At 66.7% G+C, this 204-nt stretch carries 1 pseudogene; it reads left to right on the top strand.

From position 1 onward, the window contains the following. Positions 1 to 204: pseudogene (locus IG08_RS0153755) on the top strand (hypothetical protein); the annotation flags it as partial.

Raw genomic sequence — 204 nt, 5'->3', positions numbered from 1 at the left:
GCTCGCCACCGTGAAGTCGGTCGTCGCCAACCTGCTGCTCTGGTCGTTCTTCGTGGGCGGCCTCGTCGCGAGCACCGCCTCCGGCACCGTCCTGGACGGTACGCAGAAGAACGTGGCCACCTACGCCGGCATCGCCGTGTCGATGCTGGCGGGCTCGCGCATCGCGAAGAAGCCGAAGATCAAGGCGTTCCTGTCGAAGTCGTC

This window comes from Streptomyces fulvoviolaceus (genome assembly GCF_000718165.1).
In the GTDB taxonomy this organism is placed as follows: Bacteria; Actinomycetota; Actinomycetes; order Streptomycetales; family Streptomycetaceae; genus Streptomyces; species Streptomyces fulvoviolaceus.
The sequence above is the reverse complement of the archived record's forward strand: the minus strand, read 5'-3'. Positions and strand labels throughout refer to the sequence as shown.